The following is a 17,196-nucleotide window of genomic DNA, read 5'->3' on the forward strand; positions in this document are numbered from 1 at the left end:
CTGCGGCGCACCCTCGACGGAGGATGCGCCGCGACTGTGTGCTTACTTGCCGTTGTACATCGAGGCGGCGTCGGCCTTGAAGGCTTCGGCACTGCCCGAGCGGCTGTAGAACATGTGGCCACCCGGATAGACCGCCAGCTTCACGCGCTGAGCCTGCCCGAAGGTCGGCATCTGGTCGATCACCAGACGCGAAGTGAAGTACGGGCACGACAGGTCGTTGTAGCCGTGCACGATCAACACCTTCATGTTCGGGTCGTTACCGATCGCCTTGCGCAGATCCGCCACCGGCTTGTCGTCGGGGTTGCCGCGCTCCCACTCCTTGTTCACGGTGTAGGAAAGCGCTTCGTAGTGCGCGTCGGTCTTCCAGCCCACCTCGCGCGTGACGAAATCCACCATCGCGCTGGTGGTTGGCGCGAGCAAGGCGTCGAGGATGGGATCGCCCGAACGACGCTCGGCCGAATCGGGGAACGGATCGAAGGCGGTGACGTTGGAGTCGTACACGCTACCGATCTTCTTATCGGTGCGATGCACTTCGCGCAGGTAGGTGCCGATGTCCACACGACCATCCAGCTTGGCCACCACCGATGGCTCCAGACCGGTATAGCCAGACACCTTCTGCACCATGCGCGAGATTGCGCCCGGATCGGAGCGGCCAGCCAGGAAATCGGTCACGAACTGGGTACGCACGTAGCTCTCGACCTCCCCCATGGATGCCGGCGACAGGCGACCTTGCTTCTCCAGGTGGGCGGCCGTCATCGACGGCAGGTTGATCATCCACGGCAGCGGCGACAGCGCATCGCCATCGCCAATGGCGGCCGGGTCGAGATACGGCGACACCATCACCAGGCCATTCACGCCCACGCCCATCTGCGTCTGCAGGTTGTAGGCAATGCGCGGCGCACGGTAACCGCCGTAGCTTTCACCCATGACGTACTTGGGCGAGCGCAGGCGGCCATGCTTGACCAGCCAGTCGTACACCACACGCGAGAGATACTTGATGTCCGCCTCGGTGGAGTAGAAATCCTTCTTGGTCTGGTCTTCGTCTTCCAGCGAGCGCGAGAAGCCCGTGCCCACCGGGTCGATGAAGACCAGGTCGCTCATGTCCAGCCAAGTGTTGGGGTTGTCCTTGGTCACCGCCGCATCGGAAGGCGCATCGCCATCCACGCCGAACTGGATACGCTTGGGGCCGATGGCGCCCATGTTCAGATACACCGACGACGCGCCCGGGCCGCCATTGAAGGCAAACGTGACCGGTCGATTCGCCGCGCCGCCGGGCACCACGTAAGCGGTGTACACCACGTCGGCGATCTTCTTGCCCTTGGCGTTGCGCACGGTAATGGTGCCGACCGTGGCTTCGTAGCTGAGCGTACGGCCGCCCACGCGCACGCTCTGCTTGATGGTTTTGTCGGCAGGCAGCGGCGGCAATTCGCTGTCGGACTTCTTTTCGGCGCCGGCCTCGGCGGCCGGCTTGGCATCGGCCGCCATCAGGGCCGAGCAAGGCGCAAGAGCCAGGCCCGCCAGCAACAAGGCAGAACACCAGGCGGTTCGCCGCCCCACGCGGCGGCTACGGGTGGCAACGGACAGATCAGGTGTCATCGGGCATCTCACAAGGGCATTCGACGGAACTTCGCGGACGCTACCGGCCCGCACTCCCCTACTGTCCCCGGGACAGCCAGGCAGGCAACGGTGCGAAACCCATAGATGCGGCATGCCGCACGCGGGTCACCAGTGCCATTGGACAGGGGTCAAGTTCTCGCGACGCCCGGCAATACCGCGAGCCGCCCTGGAGCCTGCTCTCGATCTCGGCGTGCCCCGCACGCTCACGTGCCGCGCAACCGATGCTCAGCTCAGAAATCCAGGGTCAACGATGCGCCCACCGGCACGGCCTGCCACTGCGCACTGAGTTCGAGCAGGCGGGCGCGCACGGCTTCCAGCGTGGCGGCGTCGAGTGGCAGCATGGGGCAATCGCGCGCCTGGCAGGTGACGCGATACAGGTCGATCAGGTCGCCGGCCTCACCGTTCCAGCCCGCCCATCCGTCCGCCTGGAACACCTCCACCAGGCGCTCCACACCATCGCTTTCCGCCTCGCCCGCCATGCGCTGGTTGGCATCCTCGCCGTGGGCCACGCGCGAAATGAAGCCACGCTTGTGCAGCGTGCTTTCCACGGCGTAATGGACCATGTCGTGAGGAATGATGCCTTGCTTGGGGCATTGCACGACATGCGCGGAACCGCCCGCACGGAGCATGTCCATGCGGTCGTATTTGCCGCTGCCTTTGGTGAAGACCAGTTGCATGCGAGACCCTCGCGAGGGTGACGGGTGTTTGCCCGCGTAGCCTACGCCCATCGGGAGCCTTTCACGCCATTTCCTGCCAGCGGTAATAACGCCGATGGGCCAATTGCAGCAGGCCCATGTCCTCCTTGGTGTCCCCGTAGGCATACACCACGGGGTAAGCGGCCACGTCCACCTTCGCTTTGACCCGCCGGGGCTTTTCGGCATTGACGCACTGCGCGCCACGATAGCCACCGGTCAGGCATCCTTCGTGGCTCTCCAGCTCCGAGCAGATCAACTCCAATTCGTGCTGGCGACACCAATGGCGGAGATACACATCCAGCCCGCCCGATACCACCACGACCCGATCGCCCTGCACCTTGTGCCAGCGAATGCGCTCCAGCGCGTTGTCGCGCAGCACGCCGGGCAATACTTCATGCGCAAAACGCTGCCCAAGAGCATCAACCTGGGAAACCGGCACACCGGCAAGGCCAGCACGCACGGCGGAGCCACGCATCAGGTTGGGCGACACAATGCCCAGCTTGTAACCCAGCACCATCGGCGCCAGCAGCGCAGTACCCAGCGCACGACGCCGAGGCGGCACGGCAAATTCGATGAACGGGCGGAACATCTCCTTGTGGGTAATGGTTCCGTCGAAGTCGAACAAAGCGAGATTCAAGGCGCACTCCCTGGCCATGGCTGGAATCGCACCAGCGGCCCGAGCCATCGATGCGTGGCGCATGCTCCCCAAGCGGCCCCACCATCGTCAAGTGCGCATCAAGCTGCGCTGACAGACTCCGCTTGGCGCAGACGCGTCACATCGCGCAGCGGCGGTGCGCCGAAATGCCGGCTGTATTCCCGGCTGAATTGCGAGGGGCTTTCGTAACCGACACGGTGCGCTGCCGTGGCGACATCGCATTGCCCCGCCACCAGCAAGCGCCGTGCTTCGTGCAGGCGCAGTTGCTTCTGGTATTGCAGCGGGCTCATCGCCGTAATGGCGCGAAAGTGATGATGCAGCGAGGACGCGCTCATGTTCACGCGAGCGGCCAGATCCTCGATGCGCAGCGGTTCATCGAAATGACGTCGCAGCCACTCGATAGCTCGCGATACCTGATGACTCTGGCTGCCCGAGGTAGCCATTTGCGCAAGGCGCGCCCCCTGTTCCCCGGTAAGCAGGCGATACAGCAGTTCGCGCTCGATCAGCGGCCCGAGCACCGCCAGGTCGTCCGGCTGATCCAGCAAACGTACCAGGCGCAGCAAGGGATCGAGCAGGCCACCATCCAGCGGACTCAAGGAAATACCTGTCGCGGAGGCCGCCACCGGGCGCAGGGTGGCGATGTCCGGCAGCCATTCGCGAATGCGCTGCAGGTCCAGGCGGTAATTCAGGCACAGGCACGGCTCGTCACGGGTCGCCCGCTGCACCTGAGAGGACACCGGCACATCCACCGACGTCACCAGATAGGACGCCGGCTCGTGCACGAAGCTTTGCTGACCGAGAAGGATCTGCTTGGCGCCCTGCAACGCCAGTCCCAGACCGGGCTCATACATGGCGCAGGTCGGGGCGCCGGTGGAATCGGCGCGGAAGAAATTCAAGGCCGGCCATGCCGTAGGCTGCACGCCCTCGTGCGGCGTGAATCGTTCAACCAGGCTTGTCAATTCCTGGCGATCCTGCTCCAGGCGGTCCTGGCTAGGGACAGGGGATACGTTGATATTCATGGGCTTGCCAAACATCGAATGGAAAGAGATTGCCTGTTTCTCTACATCCGCGCGAGTAAAACCTGAGCACTTTGCAGGATCGGGCAAGGATCTCGCAGGAATCGGCTACCCCCAGGCCACGGCGCTTGCCCATACTGCGCCCCTTCGCCAGACCCCGCATCCAAGGAGTTACGCATGGCTCTCAGCATTCGCGGCTTTGCCGCCCAGTCCGCCACCACCCCACTGGCGGCTCATACGTTCGAGCGTCGCGAGCCGCGCCCGGACGACGTGGTCATCGACATTCTCTACTGCGGCGTGTGCCACTCGGACATCCACCAGGCGCGCAACGAATGGCACAACAGCATCTACCCGATGGTGCCGGGTCATGAAATCGTCGGCCGCGTGAGCGCGGTGGGCAGCCAGGTCACGCGCTTCAAGGTGGGTGACGCCGTGGGCGTGGGCTGCATGGTCGATTCCTGCCAGCATTGCGCATCCTGCAACGCCGGCCTGGAACAGTACTGCGAGGAAGGCCCCACCTGGACCTACAACGCCATGGATCGCCGTGACGGCCTGCCGACCTTCGGCGGCTACTCCGAGCGCATGGTGGTGTCGGACAAGTTCGTGGTGTCCATCTCCGACAAGCTAGACCTCAAGGCCGCTGCGCCGCTGCTGTGCGCGGGCATCACCACCTGGTCGCCGTTGCGCCACTGGAAGATCGGCAAGGGCAGCAAGGTGGCAGTGATCGGCCTGGGCGGCCTGGGCCACATGGGCCTGAAGTTTGCCAAGGCGATGGGCGCCGAAGTGACGTTGTTCACCCGCACCGCCGACAAGGAAGCGGAAGCGCGTCGCCTGGGCGCCGATCACGTGGTGCTTTCCACCGACGACGCACAGATGGCCGCCGTAACGCGCCAGTACGACTTCATCCTGGACACGGTGCCCTCACCGCACGACCTCAACCCCTACCTCAACACGCTCGCCTTGAACGGCGTGCTGTGCCTGGTGGGCCTGCTCGAACCGATCGAGCCGCCGGTACAGGCGGGCATGGTGGTGCTGGGGCGTCGCTCGATCGCCGGCTCGGCCATCGGCGGCATTCCCGAGACGCAGGAAATGCTCGATTTCTGCGCCGAGCACGGCATCGTCAGCGACATCGAGATGATCGATATCCAGGACATCAACCACGCCTATGACCGCATGCTCAAGAGCGACGTGCGTTACCGCTTCGTGATCGACATCGCTTCGCTCAAGAAAGCGGGCTGACCCCTGCCCCGCCATCACCCCGGCGGGACACCGGCGCCGCTGACGGCAACGTCAGCGGCGTTTCTTTTGCGCCCCACTCACGACGCTTGTGGTGCAGCGCTCGTGCTGCCGAAATGCCGATGCGCCTGGCGCGCTTCACGCAATCGCTGCGCATGCGCCGCCAGCAGGTCGCCGCGCGTGAGCATGCCCACCACGCGTCGCGCGTCTTCTCCCGTCACCACCACCAGGCGACCTACATTGGCCTCCACCATGTGATCGGCGGCATCGCGCAAGCTGTGATCCTCGCGCACGACCAGTGGCGCGCGCCGCAGCAGCGATTGCACCAAAGCGTCGTCATGCACGTGAGGATCGAGCAGATCACGGCGCGTTACCACGCCAAGCAACAAGCCTTCGCCATCCACGACGGGAAAACCCTGATGACTGGCGGACGCCTGCGCCGAAGCCATCCACGCACGCACCTGTGCCAGCGTGTGTGCACCCACCAGGCTCACCACTTGTCGGCTGCACGCCTCGCCCACCGAGATGCGCTCCAGATGATCGGCGGCGTATTCGCTGGGTACGCGTACGCCCCGACGAGCGATCTTCTCGGTCATGATGGTGTGGCGCATCAGCAAGCCTGAGACGAGATATGCCATGGCGCAGGCACCCAGCAAGGGCAGCAAGCCATGCGGCTGTTGTGTGGTCTCGAAGGCGAATACCACGGATGCCAGAAAGGCGCGCGATGCGCCCGCGAATATCGCCGCCATGCACACCAGCGCTGCCACGCGAGGGTCCACGTGCAGCCACGGTAGCCAGTTCACGCAAGCGATGCCCAGCGCACCACCCAGCGTGCTGCCAATGGTGAACAACGGTGCCAGGGTGCCGCCGGACGTACCACTGCCCAATGCCACCGACCAGGACAGCAGCTTCATCACGCACAGCGCGAGCATCGTGCCGAGACTGAGCTGCCCTGCAACTGCCGCGGTGATGTTGTCGTAGCCCACGCCCAGCGTGGCGGGCATCACATAACCCACCACGCCGACCACCACACCGCCCAATGCAGGCCACCACATCCAATGGATGGGCAGCTTCTCGAAACCGTCCTCGATGGCATAGGTCAACCGCGTCACGCCCACACTGACCACGCCCAGCAAGGCGCCCATCACCAGGTAGGCCAATAGCGCGGCAGGCGATGGCGTTGCTATCTCTGGCATCGCAAAGGTGGGCGCGTTGCCTTCCAGCACGAAGCGCAGCCCCGTGCCGGCAAACGCCGCGAGGGACACTGGAATCAGCGACCGCGCGCGCCGCTCGAACAACAACAGCTCGATCGCCAGCAGCACCGCCGAGATCGGCGCGGAAAACACTGCTGCCATGCCGGCGGCGGCACCGGCGGCAAGCAGCGTCTTGCGCTCCTCCGCGGTCACGTGCAGCCATTGGCCAAGCAGGGAGCCCAGGGCACCACCGGTGGCGATGATGGGGCCTTCCGCGCCGAAGGGGCCACCGGTGCCGATGGCCACCGCCGAAGAGACGGGCTTGAGCCAGGTCATGCGCGGAGGAATGCGGCTTTCGTTGAGCAGCACCTGCTCCATGGCCTCGGGAATGCCGTGACCGCGTATCGCCCGCGAGCCCCAGCGCGCCATGGCCCCGACCACCAAGCCACCCAGCACCGGCACCACGATCACCCACGCACCAAGGTGATGGCCGACCGGACTGCTGAACGCCGTGCTCCAGCGGCCGTAGAAAGCGAGATTGGTCACCAGCCCGATCAACGCGGTCAGCAAGCGCGCCACCAGCGCCACCAGCAAACCCAGGCCCATGGCCAGCGCCGCCACGCGCAGCACCCGTCGATCGAGCGGACGAAAGTGACGCGGCATGTGGGCCGCCACCAACGTGGGGTCCAACGAAGGGGCGAGCGAAAGCGCCGCACGCGAGTGCGGTTCGGGCGTCGTATCAGGGGGCATCGGAAAACCGGTCAGCGAAGAATGCCGCGCAAGGTTACGCGGTTACGCGCTTGGTAGCTGGCTGGAAAATAAACGCCAGAACCTGCGAATCAGGTATCCAGCGGCGGCGCCTTGGGCGCATTCCAACCCATGAAGTTGTAGACGTCGTAGCGCCAGATGCCCAGGTACTCGTGCAACGCCGCATCGGCAAGCAGGTAGTTCCAGGAATCGGGTACCGCTTCACGGCGTGCATTGAGCCAATCGCCTGCCACCGGCTGCGGGTGAATGCCAAAGTGCGCAAAGTAGAGCAACGCGCGGCGCAGGTGAATGCCCGAGGTGACCAGCACCAGGTGCTGCGGTGCATAAGCCGCCAGCAATGGACGGCTGAATTGCGCGTTCTGCCAGGTGGTCATGCTGCGCGTTTCCAGCAGCAGGTCCGCCTGCGGCACCCCGAGTTTGCGCAAGGCGCGAGCATAGACCACCGACTCGGCCTGCCCATGATCCTGGGAGTCGCCGCCGGTTATCAGCACGCGGCATTCGTTGCCGGTGGCCTTGCACTCGTTGTAGAGCTGCGCCGCGCGCAACACGCGACCATCGGCAAAATAGGAGGGCTGCAATGGCTCATCACCCGCCACCACCGTGCCGCCACCCAGCAACACGATGGCATTGCGCGGCGCCCAGGCGATGGTCGGCTCCACGTCATACGGGCTTTGCAGGCTACGGATCAACCAGCGCGGCACGGCGCCGCACCCCACGGCGAAAAACAACACTAAGGTGATGCCCACCATCACGTGGCCACATCGCCGCCAGCGCAGGCGATACAGCAGTGCCGCTGCCAGCAACAGCACAAACAGAATGCCCAGCATGGGGTTCCCCACGGAATGGAAAGTCATGGCATCTTAGAGCCTGACCGCTGGCCGAGGCGATAGCGCACGCTACCTATCGCTATAGGCCGACGACCGAAGTCCCGTAAGGAAGGCGCATCGAGGGAGCCGCAGGGATAACGCTGATGACCACGCTCGTTTTCGTGCACGGCTGGAGTGTCACCAACACCAGCACCTACGGCAGCCTGCCCCAGCGGCTCCAGTTACAGGCTCAATCCGTGGGTATTGCGCTGGACATCGCCGACATCTGGCTCTCCGAATACGTGAGCTTCGACGATGCAGTGACCATGCCCGACATCGTGCGCGCCTTCGACCGCGCGCTACGCGACCTGCACCTGCGTGACAGTCAATTCGCGTGTATCACCCACTCCACCGGTGGGCCGGTGGTACGCGAGTGGCTGCGTGCGCAGCGCGAGCGGCCTGGCGCGTTCAGCACCATCCGACTCACCCACCTGATGATGTTGGCGCCAGCCAATTTCGGCTCGGCCCTGGCGCAACTGGGCAAGGGCGTGCTGGGCCGGCTACGTGCCTGGACCGAAGGCGTGGAGCCCGGGCAGCGCGTATTGGATTGGCTGGAGCTAGGTAGCGCCGAATCGCTCGCGCTCAACCTGGATCACATCCATGGCGACGACCTTGCCGCGCGTGGCCAGTACCTGTTCGTGCTGACCGGCGACCGCCCGGATCGCTCGCTCTACGACCACATCAACAGTTATACCGGCGAAGATGGTTCCGATGGCGTGGTGCGCATCGCCGCCGCCAACCTCAATGCACGCCACGCCCTGCTGGCACACAACTCCGGCGATGCCAGCGACACGCTGAGCCTGCACGTCACGGCCGCGCCGCGCACGGCATTCAAACTGATTCCAGGCGCATCACACTCGGGCACCGCACAGGGCATCATGGCCGCCGCACCGGAGGCCACCGTGGACGCCTTGCTGCGCTGCCTTGGCGTGGTGGATACCGATGGCTACGCACAGCTCTGTGATCGCTTCGATGCGGAAAACGCCGCCCGCGATGCCGATAAGGTGGAGTTCGAAACCGTGGGGCCGTTTCCTCTGCGTACGCATATCCACGACGCGCGCAGCATGGTCATCGTGCGCCTCACCGACGAAGCCGGTGAACCGCTACTCGGCACCCGCTTTCTGCTCGGCGCCGGCACACCACCCAATGCCGACTGGATGCCGCAAGGCTTCATGCTGGATCGACAGGCCAACAGCCGCCAGCGTCACGTGGTCACGTTCTTTTTCAACCACGACGTGCTGGCCGGCACATCGCGCGTGGCCGACCCCAGCCACAGCCGCCGAACGTTACGCGCTGCCATCGCCTCGCACCGCCCTTACAGTGCCACAGTGGAGCCGGCCGACCTCGGCGGCCTCGTGCATCACGCCGTGGCATCCATGAGTGAGGGCATCGACCTGTTCGATCTGCTGGGCCCACACCAAACCACCGTGCTCGACGTGGTGCTGCCCCGCAAAGTGCACGAGGGCGTGTTCCGGCTGACTCAGCGCCTGGAGCCCGAGGACTTTCACCAGCCCGTGCCAGGCGCACCTGTGCCCTGAACCTTTTCGGCGAGCCATGACAGCCCTGCCGCTACATGCCATCACCGCAACAACTTGCGTGACGAAAGGAAGGGTCGTCACGCCCTGTCGGCATGCGCCGGCATCTTCAGGGAGGAACGATGCGCACGTGCATGTTGCTGATCGTTGTGGCCGGTCTGTCGTGGTGGTATGTCGACTACAGCTATCGCATAACCGAAACCCAGGTACGCGAGCTCTATACGACCCAACAGGATGCCATCCAGCAGTTCGATGCCGAACGTCAGTGCGCGCAAATGGACGATGACTTCCAAGGCCGCCTGATCATCCGACAGGGAGGACAGTCGAGCGAACAGCAACTGGATCAGAAGCAGGCATGTCGCCTCATCACCCTTTCGACCAATCTGGCTCAACGCATGGCCAACCGCACCAGCGGCCGTGCTGCGCCGAGCGCGGACATCGAGATCGAGAGCATCGAGCTCTCGCCCAACCGCAAACGGGCGACCGTGCAGAGCATGACCACCGTTCAGGTCGGTGAGATGACGGTGTCGCGTGACCGTTCCACCGACACGCTGATACGCCGCCAAGGCCGCCTGCGGGTACTGTCTTCGGAATCCAACACCTGGGCCTACGCGCCGCAGTAGGCGCCCTGCAACCCCTTTCTATCGTGCGGGCCGTTTCACGAACATGCACCCGCACCAAGGCCCAGATGCCACCTCTTGCCCGCTCGCCACACGCCGCCATGTTTATCGGCACCCCCGGTTTGGCTTAACCTCGCCGCCGATGGATAACCCGCCCGATGACGACGCCGCCCTGATGCTTGCCTACGCCAAGGGCGAGCTGGCCGCTTTCGATGCGCTGTACGCGCGCCATCGCGGCACGCTATATCGCTTCCTGTTGCGCAGCGCGCGCGATCCCCGCGTGGCGGAGGAGTTGTTCCAGGAAACCTGGAGCCGTGTGGTGGCCGCGCGGGCTCGCTACACCCCGCAGGCCCGCTTCAGCACCTGGCTGCTGCAGATCGCCCACCATCTGCTCATCGACAGCCATCGCCGCAAGCGACCCGTGACCGGCGAGGATGCCGCCGCGCTGATCGAGCAATGGCCTGCGCCCGAACATGAGCAACCGGACCGGGCGCTATCGGACTTCGAGCGCCGCCGTCGACTGCAGATGGCCATCGAGGCCCTGCCCGACGAGCAGCGTACAGCGGTATTGCTGCGTCTGGAAAATGACCTCAGTGTGGAGGAGATTGCACAGGTGACCGGCGTGGGCCGCGAGACCGCCAAATCACGCCTGCGCTATGCCATGAACCGTTTGCGCGAGCAGTTGGCCGAATGAATACGCACGATCCCCGCGACGATGCATCGCTGCCCGACGAAGACGCCCTGAAGGCGCTCTACGGCAACCTGCCGCGCAAAGAACCCTCGCCAGCGCTCGACCAGGCCGTGCGCCGTATGGCCGCCGCTGCCCTGCGCGAGCCGGGGCGCCATCGAGTGCCGCGCTGGCCACTGAGCGTGGCCAGCGCCGCTGTGCTCGTGGTCGCCGCCGGGTTGGGTTGGCGCCTCTACCAGCAACCGTCCACCGTGCCGTCGCTGCCGTCGCCATCGGCGGTGACCATACCGCCGGCCACGGCGACCGCCCCCGCGTTGCCAGCGCCGCCGCCCAAGCTGTCCGCCGACGAAGCGCGCTCGCCGGAGGCCTATGCACCGACACCTCAGGCCGAACAAGCGCAGGCGCCCGCCCATGCGGCCAAGCGCAGCGCCAAAGTGGCGACTCAACTTGCCGAGCAAGGCAAACCGACTTCGCTCGTTACACCCTCGTCCGTACCGGCGGCGCCGCCTGCGCCACCCGCACCTGTCGCCATGAGCGCGGCGCCCGCGCCGGAAGCAGCGCCAGCCGCCAGCCATGCCATGCGAGCCATGGGCGCCCCGGCCGCCATGACATTCGCTCGCGCAGCGCCGCCCACTGGCGACCCAACAGCCTTCAACGCCACGGACACCCCAGCACAAGAGCTGGAGAAGATCCGCCAGCTTTTTACCCAGCAACGGCGCGACGAAGCGCTGCATCGACTGGCGGCTTTTCGCCAGGCTCATCCTGACGTTGCCATTCCGGACGACCTGAGCGCCCAAGTACCCGATCATGAGTGACACGCTGTACACCCTCGCCAGCGCTTGCCAGCACAGCGAGGACATCAAGAAAAGCCGTTTCCTCGCTCAAGCCGCACCCGTGCAGACGCCCGAACAGGCGTTGGCTTTCGTTCGCCAGGTGAGCGACCCGGCCGCCACGCACAACTGCTGGGCGTATCGCATCGAACAGGATTACCGCTTCAACGACGATGGCGAACCGGGCGGCACCGCGGGCCGCCCGATCCTGCAAGCCATCGAAGGCCAGGGCATCGATCGTGCCGTGGTGGTGGTCACGCGCTGGTACGGGGGCATCAAGCTCGGCGCCGGCGGCCTGGTGCGCGCCTATGGGGGCACGGCGGCCGAATGCCTGCGTCGCGCCGTCCGCCTGCCCATCGTGGCCATGACCCGCCTTGAGCTTCGCTGTGACTTCCCCGAGCTGGCCTTGCTTAAGGCCCGGCTGCGCGAACTGGAGGCGGAATGGTTGCGCGAGGCGTTCGACGCAGAAGGTGTCGTATTGGAGATCCTCTTGCCCGCCACCCGCGTACCCGAAGCGCAAGCGCGCGTCACCGATATCAGTCGCGGCCGCTACAGCGCCCGTGTACTGGATTGAATCGCCAGCACAACACCCCACTTTGATGGACATGCGCCACACCGGCGCGCATGCCAAGCCAGGGAACTCATGACCGATACCGCCGACAGCAAGCGTCCGACCCGCCGTATCGGCGCCCTTCGGCAACTCTGGCCCTTCGTCAAGCCGCATCGCTCGCTCGCGTTGGGCTGGCTGGCGTTCCTGGGTATATCGTCCTCCGCCACCCTGGTGCTGCCGATCGCGGTGCGCCACATGATCGACCAGGGCTTCGGCAACGCCAGCGCGGCGGCCATCAACACCACCTTCCTCGGCTTGTTCGGCGTGGCACTGGTGTTGGCCTTTGCCACGGCCGCGCGCTACTACTGCATCACATTGCTTGGTGAGCGCGCGCTCGCCGCCATGCGCGCCAAGCTGTACGCGCATGTGATCCGCCTGGACGTCGGGTTCTTCGAACGCAGTCGCGTGGGTGAGTTGATCTCGCGATTGGGCACCGATACGGAAGTGGTGCAGGCGCTGATCGGCTCGGGCATTTCCGTCGCGCTGCGCAGCGCGGTGATGCTGCTGGGCGCCACTGCCATGATGGTGTGGACCAGCCCGCGCCTGGCCGGCCTCACCGCCTTGGTGATCCCGGCGGTGATGCTACCCATCCTGGTATTTGGCCGACGCGTGCAAAAGCTTTCGCGTGCCAGTCAGGACCGCCTTGCCGAAACCGCTGCAATCGCCAACGAAACGCTCAACGCAGCGCCCGCCGTCAAGGCTTATGCACGCGAAGACATCGAAAGCATCCGCTACGGCAGCGCCATCACGCGCGCACTCGCCACGGCGCGCCAGCGCATCGGCATGCGCGCCATGCTCACCGCCACGGTGATCGTGCTGTTCTTCGGTGCCATCGCGCTGGTGTTGTGGGCGGGTGCGCGCGACGTGCTGGCCGGTACCTTGGGGCCGGGCGTGTTGAGCCAGTTCGTGCTCTACGCCTTCTTCGCCGCGGGCTCGCTGGCAGGGTTGTCGGAAGTGTGGGGCGACGTACTTCGCGCCGCCGGCGCCATGGAGCGCATCGGTGAATTGTTTGCCGAGCGTGCCGAGATCACCAGCCCGGCGCAGCCCACGCCGCTGCCCAAACCCGTGCAGGGCGCGCTGCGTTTCGAACAGGTCGGCTTCCATTATCCCAGTCGCCCGGACAGCGCAGCGCTGCACGATTTCGACCTGCACATTCGCCCGGGCGAAACGGTGGCGCTGGTCGGCCCCTCCGGTGCGGGCAAGAGCACGGTGTTTAACCTGCTGTTGCGCTTCTACGATCCGCAACAAGGGCGCATCACGCTCGACGGCGTGGACTTGCGCGCCCTTGCACTCCCCGAGCTGCGCGGCACCATTGCACTGGTACCGCAGGAAACGGTGATCTTCAGCGGCAGTGCCGCCGACAACATTCGCTTCGGTCGCCAGGACGCCGACGACGATGAGGTGCGCGACGCCGCACGCGCCGCTGAAGCGCACGAATTCATCAGTGCGCTTGGCCAGGGTTACAGCGAAGAGCTGGGCGAGCGTGGCGTGCGCCTTTCCGGCGGCCAGCGCCAGCGCATCGCGATTGCGCGCGCGATCCTGCGCGACGCACCGCTGCTGCTGCTGGACGAAGCGACCTCGGCACTCGATGCTCAGTCCGAAGCGGCCATTCAACAGGCCCTGGAACGGTTGGAAAAAGGCCGCACCACCCTGGTGATCGCGCATCGACTGGCGACCGTGCAACGCGCCGATCGCATCGTGGTGATGGATGGCGGCCGCATCGTGGCGCAAGGTTCGCACCAGAGCCTGCTGGCCGAGGGTGGTCTGTACGCCGAACTGGCACGCCTGCAATTCACCGCCTGATACCGACTCGGCCAGACGTTATATGTCGTCCGGCCAGCCAGCGAGGAAAGGTCATCCGCGCGCCCAGGCCGTCATCAGGGCGCGCACTTCATCGGTATCGGTGCGCGTTTCGCCGGTGTCCATGTCCAGGCCATCCGGCGATCGGTGCTGCATGCCGGAGGCATAGCTGCGCTTAGCCGAGGCGTGCAACTCACTCGCGCCCGTCAGCGTTGCGACAGTGGCGATATTCGCCGGCGTGATGCCCGCTCCAGGCATCACCTTAATGCGCCCACCAGCCTGCGCGATCAAGGCCTGCAAACGGGCAGCACCGGCCATGGCCGAGCGTTCACCACCCGAGCTGAGCACGCGCTCGGCCCCCAAGGCGATGATCGTCTCCAGTGCCCTGGCTTGATCGGGCACCAAATCAAAGGCTCGGTGAAAGGTCACACCCAAGCCATCGGCGGCGTCGATCAACGTGTGGCAGCGCGCTTGGTCCACCTCACCATGGGCATCGAGCACGCCGATGACCACACCATCGCAACCCAATGCCTTGCAGGCCTGGATATCGCGCCGCATGGTCGTCAGCTCGCCGTCGCTGTAGAGGAAGTCACCCGCACGCGGGCGAATAAGCACATACAAGGGCAGCGCCACCTGCTCGCGCACCAGGGCGATCTCGCCATGCGATGGCGTGAGGCCGCCCAGTTCGAGCGCCGTGCACAACTCGATACGACCGGCGCCACCCGCTTGTGCGGCCAGCGCGGAATCCAGCGAATTGGCAGCAACCTCCAGCAACCGACCCACAATCAGTACACGCTCTTGGAGGGCAACAGGCCATCCTGGCGCTGCGCGTCACACACCGCGTACGAGAAGCCGGACTGAATCGCGAAGGCGCCCACTTCACCGTGCCGGTTCATGGCAAGAAAGCCCACTTGCAGATCCTTGGATGCATTGGGGCGCCTCTTCACGATACGCATCACGGCCTCCTCGCAGGCTTGCTGCGGCGTGCGCCCCTGACGCATCAGCTCCACCACCAGGAAGCTGCCTGCGTTGCGGATCACTTCCTCACCCACACCCGTCGAAGTGGCAGCGCCCACATCGCCATCCACATACAAACCGGCGCCGATGATCGGGCTATCGCCCACGCGACCGCGCAGCTTCCACGCCATACCGCTCGTGGTGCACGCGCCAGCGAGGCGGCCATGTGCGTCGATGGCGAGCATGCCGATGGTGTCGTGGTTGTCCTTGCCGCCCGGCATGCCGGTCTTGCCGTAGTCATGCACCTCGCTGTTGATCGAGGGTTGATAGTGCGCGGTCTTGAGCCACTCCTTCCAGGCTTGCTCGGATTCGGGCGTCAGCAGTTCTTCCTTCTTGAAGCCTTGCTCCAACGCGAACTGCAAGGCGCCCTCGCCCACCAGCAAAACGTGCGGCGTGCGCTCCATCACTCGGCGCGCCACCTGGATGGGGTGCGCGATATGTTCGAGCGCGGCCACCGCGCCGCAACTGCCATCGGCATCCATGATGCTCGCGTCGAGCGACACATGGCCGTCGCGATCCGGGTAGCCGGCGCGACCGACGCTGTGATTCTTCAGGTCTGCCTCCGGCACCATCACGCCGGCTTCCACCGCGTCCAGCGCATGGCCACCCTTGGCCAACACCGACCACGCGGCCTTGTTGGCGGCCACGCCAAAGTCCCAGGTGGAGACTACGCGGGCGCCGCCTGAAGCCGCTTTGGTGGCTTCAGCGCGCACCGCCGAAGTCTGTCCGGCCAGCGCAAGAGCGGAGGCCCCCAACAAGGAAGCCTTGAGGAAATCACGACGGTCTGCCATTGCTCACTCCAACATGCGGTGTGGTTGCTGCATCGCAAAAAAAGAAACCCCGCGTCCTTCGACGCGGGGCCTCTGGGTTACATCGATGACCAGCGCGAACGCTGGCTCGCCGAGATCAACCTGCGATCTCAACGCCCGAAGCCTGGGCACCCTTGGGGCCCGTGGTGACTTCGAACTTCACGCGCTGGCCTTCCTGCAGGCTGCGGAAGCCCTTGGCGTTAATAGCCGAAAAGTGGACGAACACGTCCTCCCCACCGTCCTCGGGTGCGATGAAGCCGAAACCCTTGGCGTCGTTGAACCACTTGACCGTACCGAAACGCATTGCGTGAACCTCTGAATCATGGACTGGATGCACCACGGTATAGCGCTGAACCACCTTGACCCCTTGGTCCGCCGCCCCTGGCACAAGCGGAAGTATCAACATGTTTGATGTGAAAGCGCAATATGGGCGATGCCCTAGTACGAATAATTCCCGGACGATTGATCAGGATTTGAGCAGTACGCCGAGGATGCGGGGTACTTCCGCCGTGGCCGCCGCAAGGTGGGCGAAAATTTCGTCGATGCTGATCTCCGCCTCGTCACCACAGCCCGCTGCGAAGTTGGCCACGAGGGCCAGACAGGCATAGTCGAGGTCCAGCTCGCGCGCCAGCACCGCCTCGGGCATACCGGTCATGCCAACCAGGTCACATCCGTCGCGTTTCATGCGGGCAATTTCCGCACGCGTTTCCAGGCGCGGCCCCTGCGTGGCGCCGTAGCATCCGCCGTCAACGACCGCCACGCCGGCTGCCGCGGCAGCGGCGATCAACTGCACACGCAACGCCTGCGTGTAGGGTTCGCTGAAGTCGATGTGCCGCACTTCCGCACCTTCAACGTCACAGAAACTCGTGTAGCGATCGTAGGTGTAGTCGATGATCTGGTCGGGTACCACGATCACGCGCGGCCCCATGTCCGCACGGATGCCGCCCACGGCGTTCACGCCAATCACCTTGCGGGCGCCGAGCGAATGCAACGCCCACAGATTGGCGCGATAGTTCACGCGATGCGGCGGCAAGGTGTGACTTTCGCCATGGCGTGCCAGGAAGGCCACGCGACGACCGGCGAAGTCGCCAATCACCACGTCGCCCGACGCCTTGCCGAACGGCGTATCGACGCTATGGCGACTGGTGTTTTCCAGGCCAGGGAAGTTGTACAAGCCGCTGCCGCCGATGACGGCCAGATCGATAGTCACGGGAATATCCTGTCGTTCTAATGAGAATGCA

Annotated in this window: 17 protein-coding genes; 7 read left to right on the top strand and 10 right to left on the bottom strand. The window is 65.0% G+C overall.

Features of this window, described 5'->3' with window-relative positions; all coding sequences use genetic code 11:
* Positions 1-42: 42 nt before the first annotated feature.
* From AC3G2C_RS18400 to AC3G2C_RS18415, 4 genes are all read right to left on the bottom strand, one after another.
* Entirely contained in the window at positions 43-1,596 is a 1,554-nt protein-coding gene (locus tag AC3G2C_RS18400) for a S10 family peptidase (RefSeq protein ID WP_488386085.1), read from the bottom strand.
* Positions 1,597-1,847: 251 nt separating this feature from the next.
* Positions 1,848-2,294 carry a hypothetical protein gene (locus tag AC3G2C_RS18405; RefSeq protein WP_488386086.1) on the bottom strand — a complete coding sequence of 149 codons (447 nt, stop codon included), beginning with the start codon at positions 2,292-2,294 and terminating at the stop codon, positions 1,848-1,850.
* 61 nt (positions 2,295-2,355) lie between these two features.
* Complete coding sequence (locus AC3G2C_RS18410) at positions 2,356-2,949, bottom strand: HAD family hydrolase (protein ID WP_488386087.1); 594 nt, start codon at positions 2,947-2,949, stop codon at positions 2,356-2,358.
* Positions 2,950-3,047: 98 nt separating this feature from the next.
* Positions 3,048-3,986, bottom strand: coding sequence for an AraC family transcriptional regulator (locus AC3G2C_RS18415; protein WP_488386088.1), 939 nt, complete (start codon positions 3,984-3,986; stop codon positions 3,048-3,050).
* Positions 3,987-4,160: 174 nt separating this feature from the next.
* Between AC3G2C_RS18415 and AC3G2C_RS18420 the strand changes: the two genes are divergently transcribed.
* Positions 4,161-5,222 carry an NAD(P)-dependent alcohol dehydrogenase gene (locus AC3G2C_RS18420; RefSeq protein WP_488386089.1) on the top strand — a complete coding sequence of 354 codons (1,062 nt, stop codon included), beginning with the start codon at positions 4,161-4,163 and terminating at the stop codon, positions 5,220-5,222.
* A gap of 77 nt (positions 5,223-5,299) precedes the next feature.
* On the opposite strand, the gene AC3G2C_RS18425 is transcribed toward AC3G2C_RS18420, so the two are convergent.
* Positions 5,300-7,162 (bottom strand): chloride channel protein, encoded by a 1,863-nt coding sequence (locus AC3G2C_RS18425; RefSeq protein ID WP_488386090.1) that lies wholly within the window; start codon positions 7,160-7,162, stop codon positions 5,300-5,302.
* 89 nt (positions 7,163-7,251) lie between these two features.
* The gene (locus tag AC3G2C_RS18430; protein WP_488386091.1) at positions 7,252-8,034 is read right to left on the bottom strand and encodes a YdcF family protein; all 783 of its coding nucleotides are present in this window, start codon (positions 8,032-8,034) and stop codon (positions 7,252-7,254) included.
* Positions 8,035-8,150: 116 nt separating this feature from the next.
* Between AC3G2C_RS18430 and AC3G2C_RS18435 the strand changes: the two genes are divergently transcribed.
* From AC3G2C_RS18435 to AC3G2C_RS18460, 6 genes are all read left to right on the top strand, one after another.
* Positions 8,151-9,584: a lipase family protein gene (locus tag AC3G2C_RS18435; protein WP_488386092.1), complete on the top strand. Its 1,434-nt coding sequence runs from the start codon at positions 8,151-8,153 to the stop codon at positions 9,582-9,584.
* Between the two features lie 131 nt (positions 9,585-9,715).
* A complete protein-coding gene (locus AC3G2C_RS18440) occupies positions 9,716-10,204 on the top strand; it encodes a hypothetical protein (protein ID WP_488386093.1) in 489 nt (162 codons plus the stop codon).
* A gap of 139 nt (positions 10,205-10,343) precedes the next feature.
* A complete protein-coding gene (locus AC3G2C_RS18445; RefSeq protein ID WP_488386094.1) occupies positions 10,344-10,895 on the top strand; it encodes an RNA polymerase sigma factor in 552 nt (183 codons plus the stop codon).
* Positions 10,892-11,704: a hypothetical protein gene (locus AC3G2C_RS18450; RefSeq protein ID WP_488386095.1), complete on the top strand. Its 813-nt coding sequence runs from the start codon at positions 10,892-10,894 to the stop codon at positions 11,702-11,704. The genes AC3G2C_RS18445 and AC3G2C_RS18450 overlap by 4 nt, the downstream gene beginning before the upstream one ends.
* On the top strand, positions 11,697-12,293 hold the full coding sequence (locus AC3G2C_RS18455) for an IMPACT family protein (RefSeq protein WP_488386096.1): 597 nt from the start codon (positions 11,697-11,699) through the stop codon (positions 12,291-12,293). Before AC3G2C_RS18450 ends, AC3G2C_RS18455 begins: the two co-directional genes overlap by 8 nt.
* A gap of 69 nt (positions 12,294-12,362) precedes the next feature.
* Positions 12,363-14,132 (top strand): ABC transporter transmembrane domain-containing protein, encoded by a 1,770-nt coding sequence (locus AC3G2C_RS18460; protein ID WP_488386097.1) that lies wholly within the window; start codon positions 12,363-12,365, stop codon positions 14,130-14,132.
* 51 nt (positions 14,133-14,183) lie between these two features.
* Here the strand turns inward: AC3G2C_RS18460 and AC3G2C_RS18465 are convergent, their stop codons facing one another.
* The 4 genes from AC3G2C_RS18465 to AC3G2C_RS18480 form a co-directional block, all read right to left on the bottom strand.
* Complete coding sequence (locus tag AC3G2C_RS18465) at positions 14,184-14,915, bottom strand: copper homeostasis protein CutC (protein ID WP_488386135.1); 732 nt, start codon at positions 14,913-14,915, stop codon at positions 14,184-14,186.
* Positions 14,915-15,937: a glycosylasparaginase gene (locus tag AC3G2C_RS18470; RefSeq protein ID WP_488386098.1), complete on the bottom strand. Its 1,023-nt coding sequence runs from the start codon at positions 15,935-15,937 to the stop codon at positions 14,915-14,917. The genes AC3G2C_RS18465 and AC3G2C_RS18470 overlap by 1 nt, the downstream gene beginning before the upstream one ends.
* 115 nt (positions 15,938-16,052) lie before the next feature.
* Positions 16,053-16,259, bottom strand: a complete 207-nt coding sequence (locus tag AC3G2C_RS18475) for a cold-shock protein (RefSeq protein ID WP_019465945.1) — start codon at positions 16,257-16,259, stop codon at positions 16,053-16,055.
* A gap of 162 nt (positions 16,260-16,421) precedes the next feature.
* Positions 16,422-17,165 carry an S-methyl-5'-thioinosine phosphorylase gene (locus AC3G2C_RS18480; RefSeq protein ID WP_488386099.1) on the bottom strand — a complete coding sequence of 248 codons (744 nt, stop codon included), beginning with the start codon at positions 17,163-17,165 and terminating at the stop codon, positions 16,422-16,424.
* Positions 17,166-17,196: the final 31 nt, after the last annotated feature.

This window comes from Frateuria sp. sgz306004 (assembly GCF_057750885.1).